At 70.8% G+C, this 24,146-nt stretch carries 21 protein-coding genes and 1 riboswitch; of the genes, 12 read left to right on the top strand and 9 right to left on the bottom strand.

Going from position 1 to position 24,146, the window contains the following annotated elements; all coding sequences use genetic code 11:
• Positions 1–11: 11 nt before the first annotated feature.
• From ACZ561_RS19155 to ACZ561_RS19145, 3 genes are all read right to left on the bottom strand, one after another.
• Positions 12–785 (bottom strand): DUF5995 family protein, encoded by a 774-nt coding sequence (locus ACZ561_RS19155; protein ID WP_470996326.1) that lies wholly within the window; start codon positions 783–785, stop codon positions 12–14.
• 73 nt (positions 786–858) lie between these two features.
• A complete protein-coding gene (locus ACZ561_RS19150; RefSeq protein ID WP_470996323.1) occupies positions 859–2,259 on the bottom strand; it encodes a uracil-xanthine permease family protein in 1,401 nt (466 codons plus the stop codon).
• Between the two features lie 108 nt (positions 2,260–2,367).
• Positions 2,368–3,591 carry an MFS transporter gene (locus ACZ561_RS19145; RefSeq protein WP_470996321.1) on the bottom strand — a complete coding sequence of 408 codons (1,224 nt, stop codon included), beginning with the start codon at positions 3,589–3,591 and terminating at the stop codon, positions 2,368–2,370.
• Positions 3,592–3,693: 102 nt separating this feature from the next.
• On the opposite strand from ACZ561_RS19145, the gene ACZ561_RS19140 reads away from it, so the two are divergent.
• Entirely contained in the window at positions 3,694–4,851 is a 1,158-nt protein-coding gene (locus tag ACZ561_RS19140) for an ROK family transcriptional regulator (RefSeq protein ID WP_470996319.1), read from the top strand.
• Positions 4,852–4,909: 58 nt separating this feature from the next.
• Here ACZ561_RS19140 and ACZ561_RS19135 read toward each other — a convergent pair whose 3' ends face one another.
• The 3 genes from ACZ561_RS19135 to ACZ561_RS19125 form a co-directional block, all read right to left on the bottom strand.
• Complete coding sequence (locus ACZ561_RS19135; RefSeq protein ID WP_470996316.1) at positions 4,910–6,154, bottom strand: serine hydrolase domain-containing protein; 1,245 nt, start codon at positions 6,152–6,154, stop codon at positions 4,910–4,912.
• A gap of 85 nt (positions 6,155–6,239) precedes the next feature.
• Complete coding sequence (locus ACZ561_RS19130) at positions 6,240–7,007, bottom strand: SDR family oxidoreductase (protein ID WP_470996313.1); 768 nt, start codon at positions 7,005–7,007, stop codon at positions 6,240–6,242.
• A gap of 124 nt (positions 7,008–7,131) precedes the next feature.
• A complete protein-coding gene (locus tag ACZ561_RS19125; RefSeq protein ID WP_470996311.1) occupies positions 7,132–9,495 on the bottom strand; it encodes a chitinase C-terminal domain-containing protein in 2,364 nt (787 codons plus the stop codon).
• Positions 9,496–9,737: 242 nt separating this feature from the next.
• Positions 9,738–9,867: riboswitch (FMN riboswitch) on the top strand.
• Between the two features lie 188 nt (positions 9,868–10,055).
• Here ACZ561_RS19125 and ribD point away from each other — a divergent pair.
• The 10 genes from ribD to ACZ561_RS19075 all read left to right on the top strand — a co-directional run bounded on the left by ribD (position 10,056) and on the right by ACZ561_RS19075 (position 18,662).
• Complete coding sequence (gene ribD / locus ACZ561_RS19120; RefSeq protein WP_470997173.1) at positions 10,056–11,117, top strand: bifunctional diaminohydroxyphosphoribosylaminopyrimidine deaminase/5-amino-6-(5-phosphoribosylamino)uracil reductase RibD; 1,062 nt, start codon at positions 10,056–10,058, stop codon at positions 11,115–11,117.
• 2 nt (positions 11,118–11,119) lie between these two features.
• Positions 11,120–11,728, top strand: coding sequence for a riboflavin synthase (locus ACZ561_RS19115; protein ID WP_470996308.1), 609 nt, complete (start codon positions 11,120–11,122; stop codon positions 11,726–11,728).
• A 44-nt stretch (positions 11,729–11,772) separates the two neighbouring features.
• Complete coding sequence (locus ACZ561_RS19110) at positions 11,773–12,369, top strand: nicotinamide mononucleotide transporter family protein (RefSeq protein WP_470997171.1); 597 nt, start codon at positions 11,773–11,775, stop codon at positions 12,367–12,369.
• Between the two features lie 91 nt (positions 12,370–12,460).
• A complete protein-coding gene (locus ACZ561_RS19105) occupies positions 12,461–13,738 on the top strand; it encodes a bifunctional 3,4-dihydroxy-2-butanone-4-phosphate synthase/GTP cyclohydrolase II (RefSeq protein ID WP_470996305.1) in 1,278 nt (425 codons plus the stop codon).
• Between the two features lie 30 nt (positions 13,739–13,768).
• Positions 13,769–14,254 carry a 6,7-dimethyl-8-ribityllumazine synthase gene (gene ribH / locus ACZ561_RS19100; RefSeq protein WP_329122935.1) on the top strand — a complete coding sequence of 162 codons (486 nt, stop codon included), beginning with the start codon at positions 13,769–13,771 and terminating at the stop codon, positions 14,252–14,254.
• An 83-nt stretch (positions 14,255–14,337) separates the two neighbouring features.
• Positions 14,338–14,610, top strand: coding sequence for a phosphoribosyl-ATP diphosphatase (locus ACZ561_RS19095; protein WP_053643769.1), 273 nt, complete (start codon positions 14,338–14,340; stop codon positions 14,608–14,610).
• A 53-nt stretch (positions 14,611–14,663) separates the two neighbouring features.
• The gene (gene hisG / locus ACZ561_RS19090; RefSeq protein ID WP_470996303.1) at positions 14,664–15,512 is read left to right on the top strand and encodes an ATP phosphoribosyltransferase; all 849 of its coding nucleotides are present in this window, start codon (positions 14,664–14,666) and stop codon (positions 15,510–15,512) included.
• Between the two features lie 32 nt (positions 15,513–15,544).
• Positions 15,545–15,997, top strand: a complete 453-nt coding sequence (locus tag ACZ561_RS19085; RefSeq protein WP_470996300.1) for a PH domain-containing protein — start codon at positions 15,545–15,547, stop codon at positions 15,995–15,997.
• 236 nt (positions 15,998–16,233) lie between these two features.
• A complete protein-coding gene (locus ACZ561_RS19080; RefSeq protein ID WP_470996297.1) occupies positions 16,234–17,574 on the top strand; it encodes a hemolysin family protein in 1,341 nt (446 codons plus the stop codon).
• Entirely contained in the window at positions 17,571–18,662 is a 1,092-nt protein-coding gene (locus tag ACZ561_RS19075; protein ID WP_470996294.1) for a hemolysin family protein, read from the top strand. Before ACZ561_RS19080 ends, ACZ561_RS19075 begins: the two co-directional genes overlap by 4 nt.
• Positions 18,663–18,703: 41 nt before the next feature.
• On the opposite strand, the gene ACZ561_RS19070 is transcribed toward ACZ561_RS19075, so the two are convergent.
• The gene (locus ACZ561_RS19070) at positions 18,704–20,602 is read right to left on the bottom strand and encodes an AAA family ATPase (protein WP_470996291.1); all 1,899 of its coding nucleotides are present in this window, start codon (positions 20,600–20,602) and stop codon (positions 18,704–18,706) included.
• A gap of 364 nt (positions 20,603–20,966) precedes the next feature.
• Positions 20,967–21,593 carry a uridine kinase family protein gene (locus tag ACZ561_RS19065; protein ID WP_470996288.1) on the bottom strand — a complete coding sequence of 209 codons (627 nt, stop codon included), beginning with the start codon at positions 21,591–21,593 and terminating at the stop codon, positions 20,967–20,969.
• A 228-nt stretch (positions 21,594–21,821) separates the two neighbouring features.
• Here ACZ561_RS19065 and ACZ561_RS19060 point away from each other — a divergent pair, with 228 nt between their 5' ends.
• A complete protein-coding gene (locus ACZ561_RS19060; RefSeq protein WP_470996285.1) occupies positions 21,822–23,189 on the top strand; it encodes a C39 family peptidase in 1,368 nt (455 codons plus the stop codon).
• Here ACZ561_RS19060 and ACZ561_RS19055 read toward each other — a convergent pair.
• Positions 23,137–23,445, bottom strand: a complete 309-nt coding sequence (locus ACZ561_RS19055) for a tyrosine-type recombinase/integrase (protein WP_470997168.1) — start codon at positions 23,443–23,445, stop codon at positions 23,137–23,139. The genes ACZ561_RS19060 and ACZ561_RS19055 overlap by 53 nt on opposite strands.
• Positions 23,446–24,146 lie beyond the last annotated feature (701 nt).

The raw sequence follows: 24,146 nt of genomic DNA, 5'->3' as shown, positions 1-24,146 counted from the left end.
CGCGAGAGCGGTCAGCCGTGCCGTGCGAGCGGCGTCAGCAGCATCCGCCCCACCAGACCCACCGACCGGTCGAGGCGTTCCCGGAACTCCTCGGCCAGGTCGGGCAGCTCCCGCAGCTGCCAGAGCGAGCGGGCGGCGAGCCAGGCCCCGTCGCGGGCCCGGTCCAGGCTCCAGCAGCCCAGCAGATGCGTCAGCGGGTCCGTGATCTCCAGCAGGTCCGGGCCCGGCATGACCTCTTCGCGGATCCGCTCCTCCAGGAGCACGAGGATGTCGCCGACGCGGTCGAACTCGTCCTCCAGGTCCCGTGGCGCGCACTCCAGTTCCCGGCAGGTGTCGACCACGGCGAGGGCGAGGTCGTGCCCGATGTGCGCGTTGATCCCGGCCAGCGCGAACTGCAGCGGCCGTACGTCGGGGTGGCGCCGGTAGTGGAAGAGCGGCCGCCAGCAGGCCGGGGCGCGGGAGCCGGCGGAGACGGCGTCGACCACCGAGAGGTAGCGCTCCGCGAAGCGGACGTCGAGGGTCGCGGCCGCCCGCCGGTCGGCGAACGTGCCGGCATCGATCGCGTGGCCGATCTCCTCCGTCACCGTCAGATAGACGCGGTTGAAGACGGCGACCCCGTCGGTCGGGTGCCAGGCCGAGCGGATGCTGCGCATCCGCTCCACCACGGGGTCGACAGCGGTGAACTGCCCGATCCGGCCGGGGCCGTGCTGACCGGGGTCGTTCTGATCGGTGCCGTCCCGACCGGAGCCGGTCCGCCGGGTGCCGAGCTGCTGGGTCTGCGCCATGGGGGCAGCGTCGCAGCAGCCGGTCCCGCGAGGGAACTCCCGAGGCCCGGCTTCCCCAGAACGGGCGAATCGCCTACGACTTGGTGGCGGACCCGTCGTCCATGCTGCCCTCGTACGAGCTGGTGCCGGAGTCCAGCAGCGGCTCCTGCTGCTTCAGGTGCGCCGGGGCGAAGGCCCGCAGCACGTGGTAGCCGGTGATCACGACGATCGTGCCGAGCGCGATGCCGCCGAGCTCGAAGGTGTCGGTGAAGGTGAGCTTCACTCCACCGACCCCGATGATGATGCCCGCGGCGGCCGGCACCAGGTTGAGCGGGTTGCGCAGGTCGACCTCGGCGTTGATCCAGATCTGGGCGCCGAGCAGGCCGATCATGCCGTAGAGGATCACCGTGATGCCGCCGAGCACACCGCCGGGGATCGCCGCGACGATCGCGCCGAACTTGGGGCAGAGACCGAAGAGCAGCGCGAAGCCGGCCGCGGCCCAGTAGGCGGCGGTGGAGTAGACACGGGTGGCCGCCATGACGCCGATGTTCTCGGAGTACGTGGTGTTGGGCGGGCCGCCCACGGCGGTCGACAGCATCGAGGCGGCGCCGTCGGCCGCGATCGCGGTGCCGAGCTTGTCGTCCAGAGGGTCCCCGGTCATCTCGCCGACGGCCTTGACGTGACCGGCGTTCTCCGCGATGAGGGCGATCACGACAGGCAGCGCGACGAGGATCGCCGACCACTCGAAGCTGGGTCCGTGGAAGGACGGCAGGCCGATCCAGTCGGCCTGGGAGACGCCGGAGAGGTCGAGCCGCCAGTGGTCGGTGACCTCACCGCTCGGCGACATCGAGTGGATCTTGCCGAAGACCAGGTCGAAGACCCAGGAGATGCCGTAGCCGAAGATCAGGCCGAGGAAGATCGCGATGCGCGACCAGAAACCGCGCAGACAGACCACGGCCAGACCGGTGAACAGCATGACGAGCAGGGCCGTCCACTGGTCCTGCGGCCAGTAGGTGCTCGCGGTGACCGGGGCGAGGTTGAAGCCGATCAGCATCACGACGGCGCCGGTGACGATGGGGGGCATCGCCGCGTGGATGATCCGCGCCCCGAACCTCCGTACCGCGAGGCCCGCGAGGAACAGCACGCCACCGACGACGAACACCGCGCCGGTGACCGTCGCGCTGGTGCCGCCGGAGGCCCGGATGGCCGCGGCGACACCGACGAAGGAGAGCGAGCAGCCCAGGTAGCTGGGGACCGTGCCCCGCGTCGCGAGCAGGAAGATCACCGTCGCGACGCCGGACATCATGATGGCGAGGTTCGGGTCGAGACCCATGAGCACGGGCGCCACGAAGGAGGCGCCGAACATCGCGACCACGTGCTGGGCGCCGAGGCCGACCGTACGGGGCCAGGAGAGCCGCTCGTCCGGCCGGACCACGGCTCCCGGAGCGGGTGTCCTCCCGTCGCCGTGCAGGGTCCAGCGCACGCCGAGGTTCATGGGGTCGCTCCAGTTCTCCGGTTCCGGCGGCCGTGCCGAGGCCGCAAAAGATCAGCCACATGGTAATGGGCCGCTGGTCACCGGGGTTCCGACACCATGTCCGCGACGCTACGAGACCTTCCCCGAGGTCGCCGCACGGCTTCCGCTTCCGGCCGCGGCGGTACCGGTGGGCCGGGAGCCCTGGCGGAGCACCCCGGCGCCGAGCACCAGACCGAACGCGAGCAGGGTGACCAGCCCGAAGGAGAACATCAGCGAGGTCGCGTCGGCGATGCCGCCGATCGCCGACGGGGCGATGAGACCCGAGGTGTACGTGATGGTGGCGACGCCCGCGATGGCCTGGCTGGGGTTGGGGCCACTGCGGCCGGCCGCGGCGAAGGCGAGTGGAACGACGACGGCGACCCCGAGTCCGATGAGACCGAATCCGGCCATCGCGACGGCCGGGTGCGGTGCGAGGACCACCAGCAGCCCGCCGACGGTCGCGGCGACGCCTCCGACCCGTACCGTCCGAACGGCGCCGAACCGGTCGACCACACGGTCTCCGACCAGCCGGGCGATGGCCATGGTCAGCGCGAAGGCGGTGGTGGAGGCCGCGGCGACCCCGGCCGACGAGCCGAGCTCGTCCCGCAGGTAGACCGCCGACCAGTCCAGGCTCGCGCCCTCGGCGAACACCCCGCAGAAGCCGATGGCGCCGATGATCAGGGCGGACTTCGGCGGCAGCGAGAAGCGCGGCGGCGCCTCGTCCTCGGGCGCGCTCTGCAGATCGAGCACGCCCTGGCAGAAGACGAGGCCGAGCGCGGTCAGGACGAGGGCCGCGACGAGGTGGTGCAGCCGGGCGTCCGTGCCGAAGTGGGCGGCGAGGGTGCCGGCGGCGGAGCCGAGGAGCGCGCCCACGCTCCACATGCCGTGCAGGCTGGACATGATCGACTTGTCGAGACGGGTCTCGACCTCGACGCCGAGCGCGTTCATCGCCACGTCGGACATGCCGGCGGCGGCGCCGTAGAAGAAGAGCGCCGCGCAGAGCCCGTAGATGTTCGGGGCGAGCGACGGCAGGATCAGAGCCAGCGTCCAGAGCGCGAGCAGCCCGCGCAGCGCGGTGCGGGCGCCGAAGCGGTGGCTGATGGCACCGGCCAGGGGCATGGCGAGCGAGGCGCCGATGGCCGGGAAGGCGAGGGCGAGTCCGAGCTGGCCCGCGCTCACGTCGGCGTGGTCCTGGATCCACGGGATGCGGGTGGCGAAGCTGCCGGTGACCGCGCCGTGGACGCAGAAGACGGCGGCGACGGCGAATCGGGCCCGCCGCAGCCGCTCGGTACTGAAGACGGTCTCGCCCGTCATGTGCCCTCCCTGATTGACGTCCGCCGTAAACTATCAGGAACCCTGCCTGATAAATAGATCGGTGGGAGAGGTCCACGTACGAGAGTCTGAGAGGATCCCGGCATGCCCGCATCTCCGAGCACCGCCCGGGCCATCAACGACCGGCTCGCCCTGCGACTGCTCCAGGACGAAGGGCCGTTGACGGCGACTCAGCTGAAGGCGCTGACCGGCCTCTCCCGCCCCACCGTCGCCGACCTCGTCGAACGGCTCCAGAGCTCGGGACTCGTCCGGGTGGTGGGGGAGTCCGGCGCGGAGCGGCGCGGGCCGAACGCCAAGCTGTACGGGATCGTCGCCGACCGCGCGCACCTCGCCGCTCTCGACGTGCGGACCGACTCCCTCTCGCTCACCGTCTCCGACCTGCTCGGCAGGACGCTCGCGGAGGCCTCGGCGCCGATCGACGGGGCGGACGGGACAGGACCGGCGGTCGAGAAGGCCGTCTCCCTCCTCGAACGGACCGCGAAGTCGGCCGGAGTGGAGCGGCTGCACAGCGTCGCCGTCGGCGCGCCCGGACTGATCGACCCCGCCACCGGCGGGCTGCGCGACTCGGCGCAGCTTCCCGAGTGGCACCGCAGGCTGATCGACGCCCTCCAGGAGCGGCTGCCGGCGACCGTGCTGGTCGAGAACGAGACCAACCTCGCCGCCGTCGCGGAGCAGCGCGCAGGGGCCGCCCGTGACCGCGACACCTTCGTCCTGCTCTGGCTCGGCCAGGGCGTCGGCGCGGCCGTCGTGCTGGACGGCCGGCTGCGTCGCGGGGCCTCCGGGGGTGCCGGCGAGCTCGGCTTCCTGCCGGTGCCCGGCACGTCGGGGCTGCCCTCGGCGACCGGCTGCGAGGGCGGCTTCCACGAGCTGGCCTGCGCGGCCGCGGTGGAGGACCTCGCCGTCGAGCACGGCCTTGACCCGGCCGACGCGCTCACCTCGGGACACGGCCCCTTCCTCGACGCCCTCGCCCGTCGCCTCGCGGTCGGCGCCGCGGCCGTCGCCTCGGTCCTCGACCCGGGCTGTGTCGTCCTCGGGGGCGAGACCGGCCACCGTGGCGGCCGGGAGCTCGCCGCCCGCGTCGAGGCCGAACTCGCCGCGCTCTCGCCGTTGCGCACGGAGGTCCGCGCCACCGAGCTCGGCGACGCGGCGGTCCTCCGGGGCGCTCTCCTGGCCGCCCGCGACGCCGCGCAGGACGAGCTCTTCGGCCCGCCGGAGCACGGCAGCCACGGACGGCAGGGCTAGGGGGCTGACCAGCCGGCCGAGGCCGGCCCTGGACCGGACACCCCCTGGGCCCCGCGGGTCAGCTGATCGTCAGTGGGGTGCCCGGGGCCAGCTCGGCCGCGATGAGCTCGGCGACGTCCTCGGCCGTGTTGCCTTCGGGCGTGTTCGCGGTCTTGGTCGTGGAGACCGCGATGGCGAGGCGCTCGGAGGGGAGATACGCCTGGATCGCCGCGTAGCCGGAGAAGGACGGGTTCTGGACCAGCCAGGTGTTGACCACGATGATGCCCAGGCCGAAGTGGGCGGCCTCGGTCTGCTTCAGACAGATCGTGGCGGGACATGTGGAGGTTCCGCCGCCCAGGCCCACCGTGCCCGGGTCGAGGAAGGTGCGGTACGAGCGGGGCGAGAGGAGTTCGCCGCTGCCGATGGCCTGCGCCGATCGGGCCAGGTCACAGATGTTCGTGGTGATGACGGCGCCGGGCGCGGTGGTCCACGACGGGTTCCAGAAGGTCGACTCCTCGTAGATGCCGCGGTCGGACGTGAAGGCGTGGAGGACCGGACTCGGGATGTCCGGAGTGAAGTTGTTCTGCGTGTCGCGGAGCCCGAGGGGACCCCAGATCCGCTCCTTCAGGAGCTCGTCGATCCGGGTACCGGTGATCTTCTCCAGCGCCTGGCTCAGGAGCAGGTAGTTGGCGTGGGAGTAGCTCCAGTTGGTGCCCGGCTCGTACCAGAACGAGTGGCTGTACGGGAACGCCAGCAGCTCGTTCGGGGTCCACTGGCGGAACGGGTGGGGCACCAGCTCGGCCAGGAACGCCGGGTCCGTCACGTAGTCGTGGAGGCCGGAGGTGTTGGAGGCCAGCATCCGCAGGGTGATCTGCTCGGCCTTGGGGACGTCGGGCAGCCAGCGCTCCACGGTGTCGTCGAGCGAGACCTTCCCCTCCTCGACCAGCTGCAGGAGGGTGGTGCCGATGTGGGCGAAGGCCACGGAGCCGGCGCGGAAGTGCATGTCGGGCTGGGCCGGAACCCCGGTCATGGACTCGCCGAGCGCGTCGGTGAGGACCTCGCGGCCGTCGAGGGTGACCTTCAGCTCGACGGAGTTCAGCTTGAGGTCCTTCTTGGCCTTGCGGGTGATGTCCAGGACCTTGCGGGCCGTGCCGTCGAGGGGACGCTCGGTCCTCACACAGTCGCGGTCGCCGTGGTGGCCGGGTCCCTCCGCCAACGCGGGCGCGGCGGCCGAGGTCTGGACGGTCGCGGCGAGGAGGGCGGCGCAGAGCAGCGCGCCGCGGGCTCGGGTGCGCGGGCGCCTGGGGAAGCGGGTGCGTGTCATGCCCGCACTATGGCCGGAAGGTCGTGGGCAATTCGTCCGAAACTCCGCAAAGTGCCTGATACGCGCCCAAGTGGTGCAGGCCGCACTAGGGCGAGGGGCGGCCGGGAACGCCTCCGTCGTCGAACCGCGCCGCCAGGAACTCCTCGAACGTCACCCGCCCCACCGCCGACTCGGGTGCGAGATGACCTCCGTGGCGCAGTCCCCGGTAGACCTTGCCCGGCAGGGGGACTTCGACGATCCTCCGCTGCTTCCCGCCGGCCCGCAGATAGGCCGCGGCCAGCTCGGCGAACGTACGGATCTCGGGGCCGCCCATGTCCGCCACACGCCCGGCCGGCGGGCCCGCCGCGAGCTCCGCGAGGCGGTACGCGGCCTCGGTGACCTCCACCGGCTGGTCCCGTACGGCCTTCGGCACCAGCATCACCGGCGGCTTCGCCAACCCCTCCAGGAGTTTCAGGATCAGGTCGTGGAACTGGGTGGTCCGCAGGATCGTCCAGCCGAGCCCCGACTGCTGGATCCGCCGCTCGACCGCGTACTTCGCGCGGTAGTAGCCCAGCGGCACGCGGTCCACGCCGACGATCGAGATGTACACCAGATGCGGTACCCCGGCCCGGTGCGCGGCCTCGATCAGCAGCCGGGCCGCCTGCTCGTCGTGACGCGTGATGTTCGTGCAGTGGACGATCGCGTCCACGCCGTCCACGGCCCGGTCCAGGAGCGGGCCGCCCCGGCGCAGATCGACGGCGTACGGCGGCGAGTGCCGACTGAGCACCCGCACCTCGTGGCCCTCCGTGCGCAGCTTCTCGCAGACGGGACCGCCCAGTGTGCCCGTGCCGCCGGTCACCAGGATCGTGGTCATGTCTCCAGCGTGAACGCCTTCGCCGCGGCCCGCACACGCGGACCGCGGCGAGGACGCGGTGAGGACCCGGCGGCGGCAAGGGCCGTGAGTTCCGCCGCCGGGCGTTCATGCGGAGGTCAGGGCGTCAGCAGGTGCCGAGGTCCTTCCAGACGCCCCACTCGCCGGTCGTGCCCGGCTCCTCGTTCTGGGTCCACCACTGGGCCTTCCACTTGTGGCCCTTGTGGGACACCTCGTTGCCCGCGTTGTACACCGTGCCGGCCACGTACGCCGGGGCGGTGCAGGTGCCACCGGTCGGCGTCGGGGTCGGACCCGTCGGGGTCGGCGTCGGACCGGTCGGCGTGGGCGTCGGGGTCGGGGTCGGCGTGGAGCCGCCCGGCTCCACCACCGTCGTACCGCGCCCGAGGTCACCGGCGAGCGCGTACGTCGTACCGCTGATGTTCACCGTCCAGTTGGACGGCGTGGAGACCGGCAGGTAGTAGTTGAACGCCAGGTCCACTGTCGCGCCCGGGGCGAGCGACTGCCAGGCCGGAAGCTTCAGCGACACCCGGTGGAAGTCGCCCTTCAGGCCGCCCACGTTGTTGCCGGTGTGGTCGCTGCTGATCACCTTCGTGCCGAAACCGGACTGGTCGGAGGCGTTGCCCGGCGCGGCGGTCGCGTAGTCGAACTGGAACTCCGTGCCGCCCGGCAGCGCGGTGGCCGTGTTGTTGGTGATCTTGATCTTCGGGGTGATCGGGTAGTTGGAGTCGCCCAGCTTGAACTCGGTGAACTCCACGCCGACGTTCACGGCCTGCGTCGGCAGCGCGGTGTTCGACTTCTTCGCGCCGTACGGGGTGGCGGCCTTGAACTTGTCGTACATCAGAGCGGTGAGCGTGGAGCCCATCTCGTACTGGCCCTTGCCCGCGTTCCAGGCGTAGTCGCCGGCCATCTCCCAGACCATCGTGCCGCCGATGCCCTTGCTGATCACGTAGTCGGCCTTGGCGGCCACCGACTGCTCGTCCTCGGTGGAGAGGAAGACCTTCTTCTGTGCGTTCCACAGCCACGGCGCGACCAGGGTCGAGTCGTACTTGCGGGCGTAGGTGCCGGTCAGCGTGGTGTTCGCCGGGAAGCCGTACTGCGTGACGTAGTCGCCGACGATCCCCTTCTCCAGGTTCTTGGCGTGCCACATCGGGTTGGAGCCGGCCGGGGACTCGGCACCGTTGGTGTCCTTGTCGTGCCACAGGTTGTCGATGCCGACGGCGCCGTCACCGCACTTGGTCAGGCCCGCGCCGGCCGGGCAGGTGGTCGCGGACGCCTTGCCCCACAGGCCGTCGGTGCCGCCCTGCACGTTCTTGTGACCGCGGGTGTAGTACGGCAGACCGATGTTGATCCGGCCGGCCGGCATGGAGCCGCGGAAGTAGTGGTACGCCCAGTCGGTGTTGAGGTAGCCGATGCCGCCGTACTGCTGGGAGCCGTAGACCCCGGCGGCCGCGAGCTCGGCGTCCTTGCCGTCGTCGAAGAGCGAGGCGTTGGGGCCGACGTACTCGTTCCAGGCGCCGTGCAGGTCGTAGGACATGATGTTGACGTAGTCCAGATACTTCTGCATCTGGAAGGTCTCCATGCCGCGCAGCAGATAGCCGGAGGAGGGCGCGGCGACCGTCAGCATGTAGTGCTTGCCGTCGGCGGCACCGGCCCGGTCGAGCTTCTCGCGCAGCGTCTTCATCAGGGCCGCGTAGCCCTGGACGAGGCCCGCGCGGCGCGCGTTGGCGAGCTGCCAGTCGAGCGGGTTGCCGGCGTCCTTCATCGTCGTCGGGTACTCGTAGTCGATGTCGACGCCGTTGAATCCGTACTTCTTGATGAAGGAGACGGCCGAGTCCGCGAACGTGTCGATCCCGGCCTGGTTGACCGAACCGTCGGCGTTGGTGGCCATCGAGTAGAAGCCGCCGGAGTTCACGCGGGTTCCGTTGTCGTCGAAGAAGCCGCCGGTCTCGGCCCAGCCGCCGACCGAGATCAGCGTCTTGACGTCCGGGTGCTGCTTCTTGAACTTGTTGAGCAGATTGAAGTGGCCCTTGTAGGCGTACGCCGGGTCCATCTCCGCGCCGGCGACACCGGGCCAGGTCATCCCGGTGGCCGCGTTGTTCGGGCCGTCCGTGCCGACGGACAGCTTGTTGTCGGAACCGATGTGTCCGAAGGCGTAGTTGATGTGGGTGATCTTGTCCCACGGGATGTTGTTGGCGAGATAGGCGGGCTCGCCGTTCTTGCCGGTGCGCCAGCCGGTGAAATAGCCGATGACCCGGCGCTGGTGGTCCGCGCCCATCTTCTCGCGGCCTTCGGTGTCGTAGACCGAGCAGTACGGGACGTCGACACCGGGGGTCTTGTACAGCCCGTCGGGGCGACAGCTCTCGTTGTCGGCGGCATGCGAGACACCGCCGGCGAGGGAGCTGATCAGCAGCCCGGCGACGGCCGCGCCGGACGCGAGCAGCGAGGCTCTCGTCTTCGTGGGGGACAACACGATCGGTTCCTCCTGGGGAGGTGAAAGAACACAACGAACAAACGGGTGGGTCGTGTTGGGCCCGTGGAGTGCGCACGCCGGCGGGCCGTACCTCGGAGGTGACACGGAGATTAAGAGGACTAGACCAGTGCGTCAATAGGTCTGGACCATCGGAAGAGTTCATGGGGCGCTGTGAGCCAGCCCACAGGGCCTCACCCGCATGGGGGGCGATCGGCCGTGGCACACTGGCCCTGTATCAGCAGCAGCGCACTCCGGGGTCGGTGTAATTCCGAACCGGCGGTATAGTCCGCGACCCGTCCGCAGCCAGCGGTCGGTTGACCAGGTGAAATTCCTGGACCGACGGTGAAAGTCCGGATGGGAGGCAGTGCGCGGCGGGCGACCCTTCAAGGGGGCGCTTCGGCCGTATCGCCGCTGGTCGCCCTCGTCGGCGACCGGTATGTCCGGCCTTGGCATCCCCGTGCGTAGTGTCGTACCCGCTCTCTGTCGTCATCGACAGGCCCCGGAGTCCGTGCCCGAAGAGGCAGGAGGACCCGGTGGCAGAGCCGACCGACATCACCGCCATGCGACGCGCCATCGCGCTCGCCGCCCGTGGTCTCGGCTCCACCAGCCCCAACCCGATCGTCGGCTGCGTCATTCTCGACGCCTCCGGACACCAGGTCGGCGAGGGCTTCCACCAGCGCGCCGGCGGCCCGCACGCCGAGATCCACGCCCTGCGCGCGGCCGGCGTCCTCGCCCGCGGCGGCACCGCCTACGTCACCCTCGAACCCTGCAACCACACCGGCCGCACCGGCCCCTGCGCCCAGGCGCTCGTCGAGGCCGGGATCAGCCGGGTCGTGTACGCGGTCGGCGACCCGAACCCGCAGGCCACCGGGGGTGCCGACACCCTGCGCGCGGCCGGCGTCGAGGTCGAGCAGGGCCTTCTGGAGGACGAGGCCGAGGCGGGCAACATCGCCTGGCTCACCTCCGTACGCCTCGGCCGCCCCTTCGTCCGCTGGAAGTACGCCGCCACCCTCGACGGCCGGATCGCCGCCGCCGACGGGACCTCCCGCTGGATCACCTCCGCCGAGTCCCGCGCCGACGTCCACCGGCTGCGCGCCGAGTCCGACGCCGTCGTCGTCGGCTCCGGCACCGCCCGCACCGACGACCCCCACCTGGCCGTACGGGACATCGAAGGCGCCGACCAGCCGCTCCGGGTGGTCGTCGACACCGAGGCGAGCGCCGTGAAGCCCGGCGCCCGGGTCCTCGACGACGCGGCCCGCACCGTGATCGCCGTGGCCGAGGACGTCCTCCCGGAGGACACCGCCCACTTTCCCGAGACGTGGCGGCTGTCCCGCGCCCCCGGCGGCGGCCTCGACATCCCGGAGCTCCTCGCCATGCTCCACCAGCAGGGCGTGCGCTCCGTCCTCCTCGAAGGCGGGCCGACCCTGGCCGGCGCCTTCGTCGCCGCGGGAGCCGTCGACCAGGTCGTCGGCTATCTCGCCCCCGTCCTCCTCGGCGCGGGCCCGAACGCCCTCGCCGACGCCGGAATCACCACCATCACCGACGCGTTGCGGCTCGACGTCACCGAGACCGTGCGCATCGGACCCGATCTCCGTATCACCGCGACCCTCAAGGGAGCCTGACCGTGTTCACCGGAATCGTCGAAGAACTGGGCGAGGTCACCGCCGTCGAGAAGCTGACGGATGCCTCCCGCTTCCGCCTGCGTGGACCCCTGGTCACGGAAGGCGCCAAGCACGGGGACTCCATCGCGGTGAACGGTGTCTGTCTCACGGTCGTCGAGTTCGGCGGCGGCGAGTTCACCGCCGACGTGATGGAGGAGACGCTCAAGCGCTCCTCGCTCGGCGCCCTCGAGGTCGGCTCCCGCGTCAACCTGGAGCGTCCGATGGCGGTCGGCGACCGCCTCGGTGGACACATCGTCCAGGGACACGTCGACGGCACCGGCGCGATCCTCGACCGGACCCCGTCGGAGAACTGGGAGATCGTCAAGGTCGCCCTGCCCGCACACCTCTCGCGCTACGTCGTCGAGAAGGGCTCCATCACGGTCGACGGCGTCAGCCTCACCGTCGTCGAGGTCGCCGACGACTGGTTCACCATCAGCCTCATCCCCACCACCCTCGCGCTGACCACGCTCGGCATCAAGCAGAGCGGCGACCCGGTCAACCTCGAAGTGGACGTGATCGCCAAGTACGTCGAGCGGCTGCTCGGCCCGAACGCCAAGGACGACGTCAAGTGAACTGGCTCAACTCCGAGGCGTTCACGGTCCTCGACCAGCACATCATGTGGTCCGACATGATCGGCAACACGATCGGTCTGATCGCCCTCGCGCTCGGCTGGCGGCGCTCCATACTCACCTGGCCCGCGCAGCTGCTCTCCGGCGTCATCCTCGTCGGCGCCTACGCCTCCGCCCACCTCAGCGGCGGTGTCGGCAAGCAGCTGCTGGTCATCGGCGTCGCCGCCTGGGGCTGGTGGCAGTGGAACCGTGGCAGGCAGCAGGCCCAGGACGGCTCCATCGCCGTCCGCTTCGCGAGCTGGAAGGAGCGCGGACTGCTCCTCGCCGGCGCGGTCCTCGGCACCCTCGCCGTCGGCGGCCTGTTCACCCTCTACCCGTCGCTCTCCTGGAGCCCGTGGGCCGACGCGTACATCTTCGTCGGCACGCTCGTCGCGATGGTCGCCCAGGCCCGCGGCCTGGTCGAGTTCTGGTTCGCCTGGCTCCTCGTCGACCTGGTCGGCGTCCCCCTCGCCTTCAACAGCGGCCTCGCCTTCTCCGGCCTGGTCTACGTGATCTACTTCGCCCTCGTCATCTGGGGCATGCGCGACTGGTGGCTCCGGACGCGCACCGACGCCAAGCCCTCCCTGGAAGGAGCCATGCTGTGAGCGACGCGTGCGCGGCCACCGGGCCGCAGCCGACAGTCATGCCCGTACCTCTGCGCCGCGCAGGCGGAGAAGCGAACGAAAGGGGCGCGGCATGAGCGCGCTGCCGATCTGGGACATCACCGACCTGTCCCTCGACCCCGTCGAGCAGGCCATCCGCGACATCGCCGCCGGCAGGCCCGTCGTCGTCGTCGACGACGAGGACCGCGAGAACGAGGGCGACCTCGTCATCGCCGCCGAGAAGGCCACCCCCGAGGTCGTCGCCTTCATGATGAGCGAGTGCCGGGGCCTGATCTGCGCCCCCATGGAGAACGACGAGCTCGAGCGCCTCCAGCTCCCGCAGATGGTCGAGCACAACACCGAGTCGATGCGGACGGCCTTCACCGTCTCCGTCGACGCGGCCCCGGCCCACGGTGTCACCACCGGCATCTCCGCCGCCGACCGCGCCACCACGCTGCGGATGCTGGCGAGTGGCGAGCACGAGCCCGGTGACTTCGTCCGCCCCGGCCACATCTTCCCGCTGCGCGCCAAGCCCGGCGGTGTCCTGGCCCGCAACGGCCACACCGAGGCCGCCGTCGACCTCGCCCGCCTCGCCGGGCTGCGCCCGGCCGGCGCGATCGTCGAGATCGCCGGCGAGGACGGCGTGATGCTGCGCCTGCCCGAGCTGGTCCCGTTCGCCCGCAAGCACGGCCTCACGATCATCTCGATCGAGGACCTCATCGCCTACCGCCGCTCCGCCGAGCCGACGGTCCGCCGTGAGGCCGAGGTGCAGCTGCCGACCGCGCACGGCGAGTTCACCGCGTACGGCTACCGCTCCACCGTCGACGGCGTCGAGCACGTCGCCCTCGTCCACGGCGAGATCGGCGACGGCGAGGACGTCCTGGTCCGGGTCCACTCCGAGTGCCTGACCGGCGACATCTTCCACTCGCTGCGCTGCGACTGCGGCCCGCAGCTCCAGGCCTCCATGGAACGCATCACCGAGGCCGGCCGCGGAGTCGTCGTCTACCTGCGCGGCCACGAGGGACGCGGCATCGGCCTGCTGTCCAAGCTGCGCGCGTACGAGCTCCAGGAGCGCGGCCGCGACACCCTCGACGCCAACCTGGAGCTGGGCCTGCCCGCCGACGCCCGCGACTACGCGGCCGGCGCGCAGATCCTCGCCGACCTCGGGGTGCGCAGCCTGCGGCTGATGACCAACAACCCCGACAAGATCTCCGCCCTCACCCGGCACGGCCTGAAGGTCGAGGGCCGCGAGGCCATGGCGGTCCAGGCGGGCGAGCACAACCTCCGCTACCTGCGCACCAAGCGGGACCGGATGGGTCACGACCTGCCCTGGCTGGACGCGGAGACCGCGTCCACCTGCGGCAACCAGTAAGTCAGCGATCAGCACCGAGCTAGGAGAGACATGAGCGGCAAGGGCGCACCCGTCCTCAGCGTGAAGAACTGCGGCGACCTCCGGGTCGCGGTCGTCGCGGCGCAGTGGCACGAGAAGATCATGGACGGACTCGTCGACGGAGCCCTGCGGGCCCTGCACGAGCTCGGCATCGACGAGCCGACGCTGCTGCGCGTCCCCGGCAGCTTCGAGCTGCCCGTGGTGGCGAAGGTCCTCGCGGGTCGCGGCTACGATGCCGTCGTGGCCCTCGGCGTCGTCATCCGTGGCGGAACCCCGCACTTCGAGTACGTGTGCCAGGGCGTCACCCACGGCCTCACCCAGGTCTCGATCGACACCGGCGTACCCATCGGATTCGGCGTCCTGACCGTGGACAACGAGGAGCAGGCTCTCGACCGGGCCGGCCTCGAAGGCTCCCGTGAGGACAAGGGCCACGAGGCCGTCACCGCCGCCGTCGCCACCGCGACGACGCTGCGCACGGTCAGTGAACCCTGGCGCTAAGTCCCCGCAGGTCGCCCGACCACCACCCCTCGACGGAGGCGCTGCGCGCCCGCCTCCTTACACCCCGTACTCTTAGGACCATCATGGCGAACAAAACCTTCGAAGAGCTCTTCGCCGAGCTCAAGCTCAAGGCCGAGAACGGCGACCCGGCCACCTCCCGCACCGCGGAACTGGTGGACAAGGGCGTCCATGCCATCGGCAAGAAGGTCGTCGAGGAGGCCGCCGAGGTCTGGATGGCCGCCGAGTACGAGGGCAAGGAAGCCGCCGCCGAGGAGATCTCGCAGCTGCTGTACCACGTCCAGGTGATGATGGTCGCCCGCGGGATCTCCCTCGACGACGTCTACGCCCACCTCTGAGCGCATCCGTCACACACCCTCCCCAACACTCCCAGGCAAAGGAAGCTCATCCCATGCTGCGCATCGCCGTCCCCAACAAGGGTTCACTGTCCGGACCTGCGTCGGCGATGCTCCATGAGGCCGGCTACCGCCAGCGCAAGGAGTCCAAGGAGCTCGTGGTCATCGACCCCGAGAACGAGGTCGAGTTCTTCTACCTGCGGCCCAAGGACATCGCGATCTACGTGGCCTCGGGCAAGCTCGACATCGGCATCACCGGCCGTGACCTGCTGCTCGACTCCGGAGCCAACGCCGAGGAGATCCTCCCGTTGAACTTCGGCCGGTCGACCTTCCGCTACGCCACCCGGCCCGGCACCGCGAACGGCCCCGAGGACTTCCACGGAATGACGATCGCCACCTCCTACGAGGGCATCGTCGCCAAGCACCTCGCCGACCAGGGGATCGACGCCTCCGTCGTCCACCTCGACGGCGCCGTCGAGACCGCCATCCAGCTCGGTGTCGCGCAGATCATCGCCGACGTCGTCGAGACCGGCACCAGCCTGCGCAACGCCGGCCTCGAGGTCATCGGCGAGCCGATCCTCAGGTCCGAGGCCGTGGTCGTCCGGCGCAACGGCGCCGACGCCGACCAGCCGCAGGTCCAGCAGTTCCTGCGCCGCCTCCAGGGCGTCCTGGTCGCCCGGTCCTACGTGATGATGGACTACGACTGCCGCGCCGAGCACCTGGAGCAGGCCGTCGCCCTCACCCCGGGCCTGGAGTCGCCCACGATCTCCCCCCTGCACAACGAGGGCTGGGTCGCCGTCCGGGCCATGGTCCCGGCCAAGGAGTCGCAGCGGATCATGGACGACCTGTACGAGCTGGGTGCCCGCGCCATCCTGACGACGGCCATCCACGCCTGCCGCCTCTGACCCTCCCGCAGGCACGAAGGAACGACGAACCGATGTCCGATGCACCCCTCCCCACCCTTCCGGTCACCTTCCGGCCGGCCCGCACCCGAGCGGTCCTGCTGACGATCGGAACGGTGATGTTCGCCGTCATCACCGCCGTCGCGCTGATGCTGGAGAAGCTGGGGCCGGGGGAGCGCGCGAGCTTCATCGTCACCGCGGCCCTCTTCCTCGGAGTGCTGACGCTCCTCAGCCGCCCCAAGGTCGTCGCCGACGACAGCGGTGTCACCGTCGTCAACATCACCCGGACACGCCGACTCGCGTGGGCCGAGATCCTGCGGGTCAACCTGCGGCCCGGCGACGCCTGGGTCTTCCTGGACCTGAGCGACGGCACGAGCATGCCCGCGCTCGGCATCCAGCCCGGCATCGCCAAGGAGCAGGCCATCCGTGACGCCCGCGCCCTGCGCGCGCTGGCCGACAGCCGCGGCACCGGACCGGACGCGAGCTGAGCCCGACGGCCCCGGCGGGGGCCGAGGGTCCCCCATACGGGGGCCGACCCCCTGCCCTGCACGGGGTCGGCGTGATTACTCTGGAGGCGGTGGTGCCGAGCGGCACCACCGCCTCGCATGTGCAGGGCCGCTGCCGCGGCCCGCGGGGCCTCCCTGCGACCCGAGGAGTGACTCCCTCCGGCAATGGACGGATCGTCCGGTAGTACCTGCGCCGCCCCCTCCACGGAGGCGGCGGCATGATCACCCCCCTTCTGCTGCTCGCCGCAGCCTTCCTCCTGATCCTCGCCAACGGCTTCTTCGTGGCGGCCGAGTTCGGCCTCGTCACCGTGGAACGCCCCGACGCCGAACGGGCCGCGGCCGCCGGTGACCGGCGCGCCCGCACCGTCGTCAAGGCCCTCGGTGAGCTGTCCTTCCAGCTCTCCGGCACCCAGCTCGGCATCACGATCACCTCGCTCGTCGTCGGAATGCTCGCCGAGCCCGCCCTCGCCCAGCTCCTCGACGGGCCCCTCACCGCGACCGGACTGCCCGAGGGCGCCGTCTCCGGTGTCGCCGTCGTGATCGGCATGCTGCTCGCCTCGGCGGTGCAGATGGTGATCGGCGAACTCGTCCCCAAGAACTGGGCGGTCTCCCGCCCGCTCCAGGTGGCACGGTTCGTGGCAGGCCCCCAGCACCTCTTCTCGTCCGCCTTCCGGCCGGTGATCGCCCTGCTGAACAGGGTCGCCAACCGGCTGGTCCGGCTCCTGGGCGTCGAGCCCACCGACGAGCTCGACTCGGTCCGTACCCCCGGCGAGCTGGTCTCGCTGGCCCGGCACTCCGCCCGGGCGGGCGCGCTGGAACAGGACACCGCCGATCTCTTCGTACGGACCCTGTCCCTGGGCGGGCTCACGGCCGAGCAGGTCATGACACCGCGGGTGCGGATGAGCGCGCTCCAGTCGGACGCCACCGCGGCCGACGTCCTCAACCTCACCCGCGCCACCGGGCTCTCCCGCTTTCCCGTCTACCGCGAGCGCATCGACGAGATCGTCGGCATGGTCCACCTCAAGGACGCGCTCGCCGTGCCCCTGCACGAGCGGCTGCGCACGCCGGTCGGCCGTATCGCCGTGCCGCCGCTGCTCGTCCCCGAGACCCTGCCGGCCCAGACGCTCCTGGAGCGCCTGCGCCGGGAGCAGCCGATCGCCGTGGTCGTCGACGAGTACGGCGGCACGGCCGGGGTCGTCACCCTGGAGGACATCGTGGAGGAGCTCGTCGGCGAGGTCCGCGACGAGCACGACACCGCGGTCGACGAGCGGCCCGAGCTGGCCGCCGTGGCCGCCGAGGACGGCCGGCCCACCTGGGAGGCCGACGGTTCGTGCCGGGTCCACACCCTGCACCGGATAGGCCTCGATGTGCCCGACGGGCCGTACGAGACGGTCGCGGGGCTCGTCGCCGATCTCCTCGGCCGCATCCCGGCTCCCGGGGACCGGGCCGAACTCCCGGGCTGGCGGCTGTCTGTGCGGCAGGTGGACCGCTACCGCGCCGAGCGGGTGCGAATCGTCAGGACCGCCGAACTGCCCCTGGTGCCGGAGGCCGTCCGATGAGCATGGTCCAGCTGCTGTTCGCCGTCCTGCTGGTGGTGGCCAACGGCTTCTTCGTCGGCGCCGAGTTCGCGCTCGTCTCCGTACGCCGCAGCCAGATCGAGCCGCTCGGCGGCAAGCGGGCGCGCAAGGTCCTGTACGGCCTGGAGAACCTTCCGCAGATGATGGCCGCCGCCCAGTTCGGCATCACCGTCTGCTCGTTGACCCTGGGCGCGGTTGCCGAGCCGACCGTGGCGCACCTCCTCGAACCGCTCTTCCACGCGGTGCACGTGCCCGACGGGCTGATCCACCCGCTGGGGTACGTCCTGGCGCTCGCCGCGGTCGTCTCCCTCCACCTCGTCATCGGCGAGATGGTCCCGAAGAACCTCGCGATGGCGGCGCCGGAGAGGACCGCGCTGTGGCTCGGGCCCGGGCTGGTCGGATTCGCCCGGATCTGCCGGCCGGTGACCCGGGCGCTCGGAGCCTGCGCCCGAGTGGTGCTGCGGGCTTTCCACGTGGAGCCGAAGGACGAGGTCGAGGCGGTCTTCACCCGGGTGCAGCTCGGCCGGCTGGTCGAGGACGCGGGCCTGGCCGGACTGCTCGACCCGGCGGAGCAGGAGCGTCTCGAGGACGCCCTCGAACTGGGCAGCCGCCCGGTGACGGACGTCCTCATCGCCCCGGCGACCCTGGTGACGGTCACCCCGTCCGTCACCCCGAGGGAGATCGAGGAGCTCACCGTGCGCACCGGCTACTCGCGCTTCCCGGTGTGCGTCGAGGGGCGTGGGACGTTCATGGGCTTCGTGCACGTCAAGGACGTCCTCGACCTGGAGGAGCGGGAGCGGGCGGTGCCCCAGCACATCTGGCGCCCCATGGCGACGGTCCGCGCCGAGCTGCCGCTCGACGACGCCCTCACCGTGATGCGCCGCGCGGCCACCCACCTCGCACAGGTCGCGGACGGCTCCGGCCGCGTCCTCGGGCTGGTCACGCTGGAGGACGTCCTGGAGACGCTGGTCGGCGAGGTCCGTGACCCCGCGCACCGAACCGAGGTGATCACCGCCGTGCCGCTGGGCGAACAGCGCCCCGAGCGGTCGGCCCAGGCGCTGGCGGGCTGACGGCGGCCCGCCGGGCGTACGCGTCCGGCGGGCCACGGTCGTCACATGCCCGGTGGCTCCTGGGGGCCCCGGGCCGTCGGCCCGCGGCCCGAGAGGACCTCGCCGTAGGCCTGCATCAGATCGGCGAGGCGTAAGGTGGCCAGGTCGTCGCGCGTCGGGGTGCTCGGGTAGCCGGACAGCCGGAGGTCCCGGTAGGCGCAGGACTTCTCGTACAGCGTGCGCAGGAACCGGCCGTTGCCGAGTTCGTCGATCCAGCCCTGGTCGACGACATGGCCGCTGATCGAGCGGAGCTCGTCCAGGGCCTCCTCGTCCCAGCAGTCCCCGTTCCCCGCCGCCAGCACCTCGCCGATCGCGGTCAGTTCGAGCGGACGGTACGAGGGGAAGTCGACCCGGGTCGTGAACCGTGAGGAGAGCCCGGGGTTGGTGGCGAGCAGCCGGTCCATGCCCTCGGGATAGCCGGCCAGGATCACCACCAGGTGGTCCCGGTTGTCCTCGGCGCGCTTGAGGAGTACCTGAAGGGCCTCGTCGCCGTACGCGTCGCCCTTGCTGTATCCGGTGTTGGAGAGCGAGTACGCCTCGTCGACGAAGAGGACCCCGCCGATCGCCGAGTCGATCAGCTCGTTCGCCTTGACGGCGGTCTGACCGAGGAACTCGCCGACCAGATCGGCGCGTTGGGCCTCCACGAGGTGGTCGCCGCCGAGCAGGCCGAGGGCGTAGAAGACCCGCCCGAGGATCCGGGCGACGGTGGTCTTCCCGGTGCCGGAGGGGCCGGAGAAAACAAAGTGACGTTTCGGCGGTTGGACGGGGAGGCCCTGTCCGGCTCGCAGCCGGGCCATCTCCAGCTGCGCGGACAACGCCTTGACCTGCCGTTTCACCGGCTCCATCCCGACCATGCGCTCCAGTTCGGCGAGCGCCTCGGCGAGCAGGGCAGGGTCGGTGGGGCTGGCGGGGAAGCGGGGCGGGGCCGGCTGCAGGGGGACGACTGCCTTCTGCCGTACGCCGTCCGGGGGTTCGGGCGGCCCGCCGGCAGCGGGCGGGGGGCCGGGCTCCGTACCCAGCCGAAGCGCGTCGGGGGCCGTCCCCTCGGGATCGGTCTGTGTCGCGTCGGCCGTGTCCTGCCCCGCACCGCCGAGAGCGACCGTGGCGAGCCCCGCCGGGTCGTCCGGCCCCTCGAAGCCGTCGTACTCGGCGATCGCCGCCAGCCGGGCGGCCGTGTCCATGAACGCCGGGTCGATCCGGTGCACGGCCCGGTAGAGCGGCAGGGCGGCGGCGCTCCGCCCGGTGCCCTCGTGCGCCCGGGCCAGCCAGTAGCGCAGCTCCTTGCGCTGCGGCTGCTCGCTGCGACACCGCATCAGCGCCGACGAGAGCAGTGGCTCCGCCTGGCTGTACATCTCCAGGCGGACCCGGGCCATCCCGCCGAAGAGTCCCGCCTCGATGCCGAGCAGAGGGTCGTTCACGAGCGAGTCGGTGTGGCGAACCAACTGGTCCCAGTCCTTGACGAGATAGGACCGGCAGGCGTGCAGAAAGCGGACCTGGGGATCGGTGTCGACCGGTGGCAGTCCCGCCAACGCCCGGTCCAGTTCCGGCACGTGGCGTCCGTCCAGCCAGTGCGAGGCGTGCGCGAGCAGCAGATCGCGCGGGCTCTCCAGTACCGGCTGCACCCACCAGCCCAGCCAGTACCAGGAGTTCAGGGTCCGGCGGTGCCGGGCGCGCTGTTCTCCGAAGCGGTCGCGGTTGCGGTACATCCGCAGCAGCGCGGTGGTGGTGTCCACGCGCAGCGCGTGCAGCCCGAGCCAGGCGTCCGCCATGCCGGGATCGACGCGTACCGCCGATCGGAACTCTTCCTCCGCCTGCGGATAGGCGCCCATCGTGTAGGCGTCGACTCCCCGCAGCCAGGCGAGCTCGGCCGGGGCCTGTCCGCCCTGCGTGCCGATGTCCATCGGGTCCCCCACAAAACGTGCCCCCGTTGCTGTCCCGGCGGGCGGGCGCCCGCCGGAAGCCGTACAGAACCGCCTTCTCGTGGACGGGATATGACCCCACCGAGGGGCATCGTACCTGCACAGAGCGTGCGCGACGAAGGAGAAGCGCATGATCCGGTAGCCGTGACCCTGGGTAAGCATCAAGGTCGGCAACGGGCCGGAGAAAGGGATGATCAGGGCAGAACGAAGCCCCCGATCACGGGGGAACAACCGGGGGCTTCGTGTCCGCGGCGACTTCGAAAAGCCGCACATTCAGAACGTAAGACCTGTACGCCCCTTGGGTCAAGGTGAGTTGAGGCACTTGCGGAAGTGGGCTTCCGGCTGCTCATTTCCGAAGGCGGGATCCATCACGCTCCGTGAGGATGTGGTTCGGGCTCGCTGCCACAGAAGGCCCAGGAAGCCACTCGTAACCCTCAGGACACTCCCGTACCAGCGCGTCGGCGAAGGGCCGAGAAGGGTCCGCGGCGAAATGGCGAGTCTCCGCCACCGTCCAGCCGTCCCAGAACGCGGACTGCGCCGGTCCGTCGCGGTCCCGGCCGCGTACCCACGACTCCTCGGAGCCCCTTTCCATCCAGAGCAGCGCGGCGAGATACGGCCGCAGGGCGCGCCGTCCCGCGCCGACACCCTCCACGAGGACGACAGGAGCAGGGGGCAGCTCCCGAGGCGGGCCGAAGGTCCGCAGATTCCAGTCGTACGGGTGATAGAGCGCGGTCTCGCCCCGCGAGAGGGGAGCGAGCACCTGGTCCCGCATCCGCTCCGTCCACGCGAACAGTTCCTCGTGGGTGGCGAGGTCGTCGAGATGGAGGACGGGCGCGACCAGCCGGGCGGCGAGGCGGGCGGCGAAGGTGGACTTGCCCGAGCCGGCGTGGCCGTCGACCGCGACCAGCCGCACCGGCCCGCAGGAGGGCGGCAGGCTGCGCAGCGCGTCGGCGGCGCGGTCGGTATCGGTCATGGAGGCAAGCGTAGGCGAAGGCCGTTCGCCGCAGGTCAGGGGCGTGGCGCCGCCAGTGGACGAGACCAATATTGGTGCGGCGACGCGAGTCGAATCGCTGGCAGAAGCCCTCGGCGAGCCGCGATAGTGGTCCACGCCCGGCACCGCCTTCGACCCACCTCGCTGCACCACGCGCACCCGCAGCCCCGTCCGTTCGCCTCAACCGTTCTCGACTGGGGGTCACCGCCCATGACCAGCTCCACCCCGCGCAGAACCGTCCTCGCCGCGGCGCTCGCGGCCGCCGCGGGAACGGCCGCGGCCTCCGCCGCACCGGCGACCGCGCTGGCCCGCGACGACGTCGGCGACCGGTCGGCCGCAGCCGCGCCCGGCCTCGTCGACAACCGCTTCTGGACCTCGTACACCGACTGGCGCTGCGGCAGCTCCGTCGGCACCCGGGCCGTCGCCGGCCACCGCCCCGGCCTCGCGATCGCCACCCCCGCCGGCCGTCTCGACTACACCGACCCGCACACCGACACCACCTCCACCTGGGAGTATGCGAGCTGGACCTCCCCGGTCCACACCTCCACCGTCCCCGCGACCGAGGTCATCGCCTCCTGGAACGCCGACACCCCGCCCGGCACCTGGATCCAGATCGAGCTGCGCGGCACCTACAACGACGCCGGCACCACCCCCTGGTTCGTGATGGGCCGGTGGGCGGCCGGGGACGGCGACATCAAGCGGACGTCGGTCGACGACCAGAGCGACGGCAGAAGCTCCATCTGGACCGACACCTTCTCCGTCGACGACGCGTCGAGCGGACTGCGCCTGGTCTCGTACCAGCTGCGCCTGACCCTCCACCGGGCCCCCGGCACGGCTCTGACCCCCACGGTATGGCGGCTCGGCGCGATGGCCTCCGACATCCCCGACCGCTTCACCGTCCCCGCCTCCGCGCCAGGACTCGACCGCGAGCTCGCCGTCCCGCGCTACTCGCAGAACACCCACGTCGGCCAGTACCCCGAGTACGACAACGGAGGCGAGGCCTGGTGCAGCCCCACCTCCTCGCAGATGATCGTCGAGTACTGGGGCCGCAGGCCGAGCGACGAGGACCTGGCCTGGGTGAACCCGGACTTCGCCGACCCGCAGGTCTGCCACGCGGCCCGGTTCACCTTCGACCACCAGTACGAGGGCTGCGGCAACTGGCCCTTCAACGCCGCCTACGCCGGCACCTACCGGGACATGAACGCCGTCGTGACCCGGCTGCTCTCGCTCACGGAGCTGGAGACCCTGATCCGGGCGGGGATCCCGGCCATAACGTCACAGTCCTTCCTCAAGGAGGAGCTGACCGGCGCCGGCTACGGCACCTCCGGCCATCTGATGACCGTCATCGGCTTCACGGCGGACGGCGACGTGATCGCCAACGACCCGGCATCGCCCAGCAACGAGGCCGTCCGCAGGGTCTACCGGCGCCGTGAGTGGGAGAACATCTGGCTGCGGACCAAGCGTTATGACGCAAACGGCAAGGTCAGAGGCGGTACGGGGGGTGTCTGCTACCTCTTCTGGCCGGTCAAGTCAGCACCAAGTCAGCACCGCGCGCTGCAGGCTCTCGGCCTGGTGTGAGCATGTGCGGTCCGACGGCCGTCTCGACGACCTGACGGCAGCGCTCCTGGCCGTCCTGCGTGAGATGGCCGTACCGGTCCACCGTGACCTTGATCGAACGATGTCCGAGCCAGCGAGACACCTCGTGAATGGACACTCCGTTGGTCAGGGCCACGGTGGCCCATTTATGCCGCAAGTTATGCGGGTTGTACGCGGGAAGCTCGAGCCGCTTGATGGCCCGGTCCCACGACTTGCGTAGAAGATCGGGATACGGCATTCCGCCGCTCGCATTGCGGATCGGAAGCCGGTCGATGAACGGCTCAAGGGAAGCAGGCACGGGTATGTCGCGCCACTCGCCTTCTTTCCGGTGCTTCAACGGGGCGTATTTCGGCGTGTACTTTCCGGAGGTGTCCTTGTAGCGAATCACCTGCCGCCGGATTCGCAAGGTGCCATCGCGCATGTCCTCCGGGAAGACTCCCAGAGATTCCCCTATACGAAGTCCGCAACACGTCATGAGCCATATCGCCGGAGACAGGCGAGGCCCGATCTCCTTGGCGATGGCGGTTATCTCGTCGAAGCTGGGAAGTTTCCTGTCGTCGACAGGAATGACAGGGTTCTCCAGCTTCTCGGCCTGCGTCATGGGATTCACGGGAATCCGCCTGTGGCGCACAGCGTGGGAGAACAGCGCCGAGAGGGCTATGTGCCGGGACTCGATGGTGTTGAGGGCCGCCCCATCCCGGCGCCAACGTGCGTACAGGCCCTCGATGTCCGCTGCGGTGACCTGTGAGATCATCTTGCTCCCCAGGTGGGGGACCACGTGGAGGCGGACGATGCGCTCGTACGACTCGAGGGTGCCGGCGGAGGCTGACTTCTTCGCGAGCCAGTCGTCCGAGTACCGGCGGAGCGACACCTTGCCGGCGTCGGGGTCGACGTAGATGTTCTCGCGCTTGTCGCCTTCCATCTTGGTGGCGAAGTCGA

Source organism: Streptomyces sp. NPDC039609 (assembly GCF_055596705.1).
This window is presented reverse-complemented; position numbering and strand designations above follow the sequence as displayed.

Bases quoted from the DNA above. Each gene is read 5' to 3' on its own strand.
- ACZ561_RS19095 (WP_053643769.1), top strand. From the start codon at position 14,338: ATGGCGAACAAAACCTTCGAAGAGCTCTTCGCCGAGCTCAAGCTCAAG.
- ACZ561_RS19080 (WP_470996297.1), top strand. From the start codon at position 16,234: ATGATCACCCCCCTTCTGCTGCTCGCCGCAGCCTTCCTCCTGATCCTC.
- ACZ561_RS19145 (WP_470996321.1), bottom strand. From the start codon at position 3,591: ATGACGGGCGAGACCGTCTTCAGTACCGAGCGGCTGCGGCGGGCCCGA.
- ACZ561_RS19060 (WP_470996285.1), top strand. From the start codon at position 21,822: ATGACCAGCTCCACCCCGCGCAGAACCGTCCTCGCCGCGGCGCTCGCG.
- hisG (WP_470996303.1), top strand. From the start codon at position 14,664: ATGCTGCGCATCGCCGTCCCCAACAAGGGTTCACTGTCCGGACCTGCG.
- ACZ561_RS19065 (WP_470996288.1), bottom strand. From the start codon at position 21,593: ATGACCGATACCGACCGCGCCGCCGACGCGCTGCGCAGCCTGCCGCCC.
- ACZ561_RS19070 (WP_470996291.1), bottom strand. From the start codon at position 20,602: ATGGACATCGGCACGCAGGGCGGACAGGCCCCGGCCGAGCTCGCCTGG.
- ribH (WP_329122935.1), top strand. From the start codon at position 13,769: ATGAGCGGCAAGGGCGCACCCGTCCTCAGCGTGAAGAACTGCGGCGAC.
- ACZ561_RS19155 (WP_470996326.1), bottom strand. From the start codon at position 785: ATGGCGCAGACCCAGCAGCTCGGCACCCGGCGGACCGGCTCCGGTCGG.
- ACZ561_RS19150 (WP_470996323.1), bottom strand. From the start codon at position 2,259: ATGAACCTCGGCGTGCGCTGGACCCTGCACGGCGACGGGAGGACACCC.
- ACZ561_RS19075 (WP_470996294.1), top strand. From the start codon at position 17,571: ATGAGCATGGTCCAGCTGCTGTTCGCCGTCCTGCTGGTGGTGGCCAAC.
- ACZ561_RS19055 (WP_470997168.1), bottom strand. From the start codon at position 23,445: ATGCCGTATCCCGATCTTCTACGCAAGTCGTGGGACCGGGCCATCAAG.
- ACZ561_RS19140 (WP_470996319.1), top strand. From the start codon at position 3,694: ATGCCCGCATCTCCGAGCACCGCCCGGGCCATCAACGACCGGCTCGCC.
- ACZ561_RS19085 (WP_470996300.1), top strand. From the start codon at position 15,545: ATGTCCGATGCACCCCTCCCCACCCTTCCGGTCACCTTCCGGCCGGCC.
- ribD (WP_470997173.1), top strand. From the start codon at position 10,056: ATGCGACGCGCCATCGCGCTCGCCGCCCGTGGTCTCGGCTCCACCAGC.
- ACZ561_RS19105 (WP_470996305.1), top strand. From the start codon at position 12,461: ATGAGCGCGCTGCCGATCTGGGACATCACCGACCTGTCCCTCGACCCC.
- ACZ561_RS19110 (WP_470997171.1), top strand. From the start codon at position 11,773: ATGTGGTCCGACATGATCGGCAACACGATCGGTCTGATCGCCCTCGCG.
- ACZ561_RS19135 (WP_470996316.1), bottom strand. From the start codon at position 6,154: ATGACACGCACCCGCTTCCCCAGGCGCCCGCGCACCCGAGCCCGCGGC.
- ACZ561_RS19130 (WP_470996313.1), bottom strand. From the start codon at position 7,007: ATGACCACGATCCTGGTGACCGGCGGCACGGGCACACTGGGCGGTCCC.